Genomic DNA, 4,299 nt, shown 5'->3' with positions numbered 1-4,299 from the left:
TGCCGGGGACGGCCCTTCGCGCGTCTACGAACGGTTTGCCCTCCCCGCCGGCCGTTACGTCCTCGATCTGCGTCTGCGCGATTCCCGGCGGAGCGAAGGGTTCGATCATGTTTCCCGGAGGGCCGTCGAGTTTGCCGCCGGGCAGAGCGTCGCCGTGGATTTCCGCGGCGGCGAGGGATTCATCATTCGATGACCGGTGACGTGCACAGGACAGTCTCCGGGAGGACGCCATGGCGCTGATCGCCTGGCGCAAGGCCTTCGAAATCGGGATCGAGGCGGTCGATCACGAGCACCGCGAGCTGATCGACCTCATCAACCAGCTCCATGAGCGACTCGGGCATGGCGCCACGCGGGAGACGGTCGCCGATTTTCTCGGTGAGATCCACGCACGCATCTCCGCGCATTTCGCCCTCGAGGAACGGGTCATGCGCGAACTGGAATACGACGAGTACGCCGAGCACAAGGAAGACCACGAAACCCTGCTGGACGATATCCGGGACATCATGGACGCGTTCGAGGAAGGCAGCTATGCCGAATTCGAGGCGGAATTGGGCGAGCAGCTGGAAACGTGGTTCAGCGGGCACTTCCGCACGAAGGATGCCCGCCTGCACACCTTTCTCCATGACCGAGGCATGTGATCGAGTACGGCGCGCCCATCAACTAGGCAGGGTGGCTACATGGCCAGCTGAACATTCGATGATCGCGCGACCAACCCCCGCGGCCCCGGCCAAGCACCACGTGGGTGCCCGATTTCGGGCACTCGTTGCGGCGCCGCGCCCAACTGGTCAGCGCGCGCTGCTCTGACGTGGCATGTTGCTGGAACCGATGTGCAACTCCTGGCTCGCGTGCCCCGGATCCTATTCCGCACGCTGATCCAACAACGAGATCTACAACAGCCACTTACAGTCCTTCTATGTTGTGAGGACTGGTTGGCCATAATGCCCGGAAGATGTTCGATCAGCTGAATCGCGTCGAGCGGTGGATCTTCGACAGCCTGGCGCTTGGCCTCGTCGGTTTTTACTCGTACGCGGCCGTACTCGACCCGGCCGCGACGCAGTTCCACCGCGGCATCTATGTGGTCATCACCTACATCCTCGTGTTCCTCCTGTACCGGTCGAGAAGCCGGGTGGGCAGGTTCTGCGACTATCTGCTGATCGCCACCTCCATTACCTGCATCGGGTACTGGATGTGGAATTTCGAAGCCATCAACTACCGGGTCGGGGCCGAAACGGAGCTCGACCAGTGGATCGCCATGGCGGGTGTCCTGCTCGGAATCGAGCTGGCCCGCCGGGTCGTCGGCAACGTCTTCGTCGTGCTCAGCACCGTCATGCTGATCTACGGCGTCTACGGGGAGTACGCGCCCGAGCTCATCTCGCACGCGGGAGACACCTTTCCCGAACTCTGCACCAGCATCTTCTACAAGAGCGACGGCGTGTTCGGGATCATGGCCAACGTGCTGGCGACCTACGTGATCCTGTTCGTCATCTTCGGGGCCTACCTCGAAGCGAGTGGGGCCCAGCGCTTTTTCGTGGACTTCCCGCTGGCGGCCGTCGGACACAGGATCGGCGGACCCGCCAAGGTTTCCGTGATCGCCAGCGGCCTCTTCGGATCCATCTCCGGCAGCGCCATCGCCAACACGGTGTCGACCGGGAACTTCACGATCCCGATGATGAAGAAGGCCGGGTTCAAGCCCCATGTCGCCGGCGGCATCGAGCCCGCGGCATCCATTGGCGGCATGTTCCTGCCGCCCATCATGGGCGCCGGCGGGTTCATCATGGCCGAACTCACCGGCGAGCCCTACTCGACCATAATGCTTATCGCCGTGGGCCCGGCCCTCCTGTACTTCTTCAGTGTTTTCGTGATGGTGCATTACGAGGCCAAGCGCCACGGAATCAGGGGGGAGAAGTCGGAGACGTCGGCCGGACTGATCTTCCGTCGGGGCTGGTACTACTGTCTGCCCCTCGTCGTCATCACCGTCCTGATGTTGATGGGTTTCTCGCCGGGTTATTCCGCCATCCTCGGCCTCTTCACCTGCGTCGCCGTGAGCTGGGTTCGGAGGGACACGCGGATCGGCCCCAGACGCTTTCTTGAGGCTGCCCGAACCGGCGCGCAGAACAGCCTCAAGATCGGCGCCACGGTCGGTGTGATCGGCATCATCATCGGCGTGCTCACGTACAGCGGGCTGGTGCTCACCTTCGCGGATATCGTGATCGCCTTGGCGGACGGCCGGCTCTGGCTGACCGTGCTGCTCATTGCCCTCGCGTCACTGATCCTCGGTATGGGTGTGCCTGTGACCGCCGCCTATCTCATCACCGCGGTGGTGGCCGTGCCCCCGCTCACCGAGCTGGGCGTGAACCCCATCGCCGCGCACATGATCGTCTACTGGCTGTCGCAGGATTCGAACGTCACGCCCCCGGTCTGCATCGCGGCCTTTACCGGCGCCGCGATCGCCAAGGCGAACATGTGGAAGACAGCCTTTTCCGCCTTCAGGTTCGCCAAGTTCCTCTATCTGGCCCCCTTCATCTTCGGCTACGTGCCCGCCTTTTCCCTCGATGGAAGCACCACCGACATCGTCGTGGCCTTCGCCCTGATTCTCGTGGGCACCTGGGTGTACTCCTGGTTTCTGAGCGGGATTTGGCTCGACGCGCTCAGGGGCAGCCGTCCGAAGGTCTGACGCCCGGACCGGCAGGCCGCGCGATCACGGCTCCCCGGTCCGTGACCGGCGCTTGCTGCCGCACGATGCGCGGCCCGGGCGCCCCTGCTCCTTGAACCTGTCCCGCGTCAGCGGCCCTTGCGCTCCCTCGGCGGATCGATCGGTGCTTCTGCCTCGATCCACGCCTCCATCCCGCCCTGCATGTGCGCCACCGGCCGGAGGCCCATATCCTGGGCCGTTTTCGCAGCCAGCGCCGAGCGCCATCCGCCGGCGCAGTAGAACACGAATGTCTTGTCCTCGGCGAAGACCGGCTTGTGATACGGGCTCTCGGGATCGATCCAGAATTCCAGCATCCCGCGCGGCACGTGATGGGCCCCGGCAATGGTCCCCGTTCTCGCCACTTCGCGGATATCCCGCAAGTCGACGAACACGACATTCTCGTTCCCGTGCAGCGCGATCGCCTCGCCTACATCTAGCGTGCGAACCGCCGCGTCGGCCTCCGCGACCAACTCCCTGAATGAACGGGTGATTTTCTGAGGCACGTCGCTGTCTCCCCGGCGTTCGTGGATTCAGCGGGGCAGCCTACTGCATTTGCCGGTTGCTGGATTCGCCGGAGATGGCCAACAGCACACCGTGACCGCTACCGCCCGAGACGGGACGAAGTTCCGAGTACCTGCCGTTGCCCGAGCATCTCCCATGGGGTTCACGGTGGCAATGGGACCAATGTACGAAAGTGCCATAGCTCCGATTGATCTCGGATTCACGCGTTTGGGTCCTCGACGACACGCATCGGCTGGAATGCGGTGGCCAAGCTTCGACCCCTTCGTGACGCGGCCGGTCTTCAGACTGAACCGCCGCTAATCCGGGCAGGCTCGGCACCTGTGCGTCATGGACCCGGGCGTGATGCCCGACTGAACGTCAGTAGAGCCGCAGGGGGGGCAGTAGGGGTCGTCGGGCCAAAGCCTGTTCTCGAACCACGCCTTGGCGGTCTCGTCGTCGGGAAACGTGTTGAACAACCCGATCAGGGAAATGCCCTCTCTGTACGATGTTCCAGGTGCGTTGTGGGCCGTGCCATCAGCGGACCTCCTTCTTTGTCCCTGACGTCAGAAGGACATCATGTAACTGGGATATTGTACCATGTTTTCAATACGTTGTATGATAGCGATGAGTGGTCATCTCAGCGTATCAGCCGAAGCGGACGACTGGATTCGAACCGAGCTCTTCCGATAGATCACCTCGGCGTGCTGCCATTGACACCATGTCCGAATTTGCGCTCCGGAGCGCAATGGCGCGCAGAACTATCATGCAGTGACTGGATTCCGGGTTCGGGAGTCGTGGGAATAAATAATCACTTCAATGGGTTACCGGGTATTTGGCACTATCGTAAATAATTCCCGTGGCAATGTGGCATGCTGGATGGCCGCCGTGAGGCTGGGTTGCAGAAGCGTCGGACCCACGTTACAGGGTCGTTGCGACGCGTGATAGAGGATTGACGATGGACGGGACGGGGCCGGGCGACTTGACGATGACACCGCAGGAAATGCGGCAACTGGCAGCCACGGCGACGGAGGCCCTCGTCGAACGCATCTCTGGCCTTGCGAACGAGAAGGCCTGGGACGGGGAATTTCGCAATGTCCTGGAGGAGC

Annotated in this window: 4 protein-coding genes and 1 tRNA gene; 3 read left to right on the top strand and 2 right to left on the bottom strand. The window is 62.6% G+C overall.

Going from position 1 to position 4,299, the window contains the following annotated elements; translation table 11 throughout:
- The 3 genes from OXG98_16205 to OXG98_16195 form a co-directional block, all read left to right on the top strand.
- The coding region (locus OXG98_16205) for a hypothetical protein (protein MCY3773550.1) at positions 1 to 193 on the top strand (193 nt) is incomplete at its 5' end.
- A 37-nt stretch (positions 194 to 230) separates the two neighbouring features.
- A complete protein-coding gene (locus tag OXG98_16200) occupies positions 231 to 638 on the top strand; it encodes a bacteriohemerythrin (GenBank protein ID MCY3773549.1) in 408 nt (135 codons plus the stop codon).
- Between the two features lie 311 nt (positions 639 to 949).
- On the top strand, positions 950 to 2,674 hold the full coding sequence (locus OXG98_16195; protein MCY3773548.1) for a TRAP transporter fused permease subunit: 1,725 nt from the start codon (positions 950 to 952) through the stop codon (positions 2,672 to 2,674).
- 107 nt (positions 2,675 to 2,781) lie between these two features.
- On the opposite strand, the gene OXG98_16190 is transcribed toward OXG98_16195, so the two are convergent.
- Together OXG98_16190 and OXG98_16185 are read right to left on the bottom strand one after the other, a co-directional pair.
- Positions 2,782 to 3,195 (bottom strand): rhodanese-like domain-containing protein, encoded by a 414-nt coding sequence (locus OXG98_16190; protein ID MCY3773547.1) that lies wholly within the window; start codon positions 3,193 to 3,195, stop codon positions 2,782 to 2,784.
- A 651-nt stretch (positions 3,196 to 3,846) separates the two neighbouring features.
- Positions 3,847 to 3,918 (bottom strand) — tRNA-OTHER (locus tag OXG98_16185).
- Positions 3,919 to 4,299 lie beyond the last annotated feature (381 nt).

It is taken from the genome of Gemmatimonadota bacterium (assembly GCA_026706345.1).
Taxonomy (GTDB): Bacteria; JAAXHH01; JAAXHH01; order JAAXHH01; family JAAXHH01; genus JAAXHH01.
This window is presented reverse-complemented; position numbering and strand designations above follow the sequence as displayed.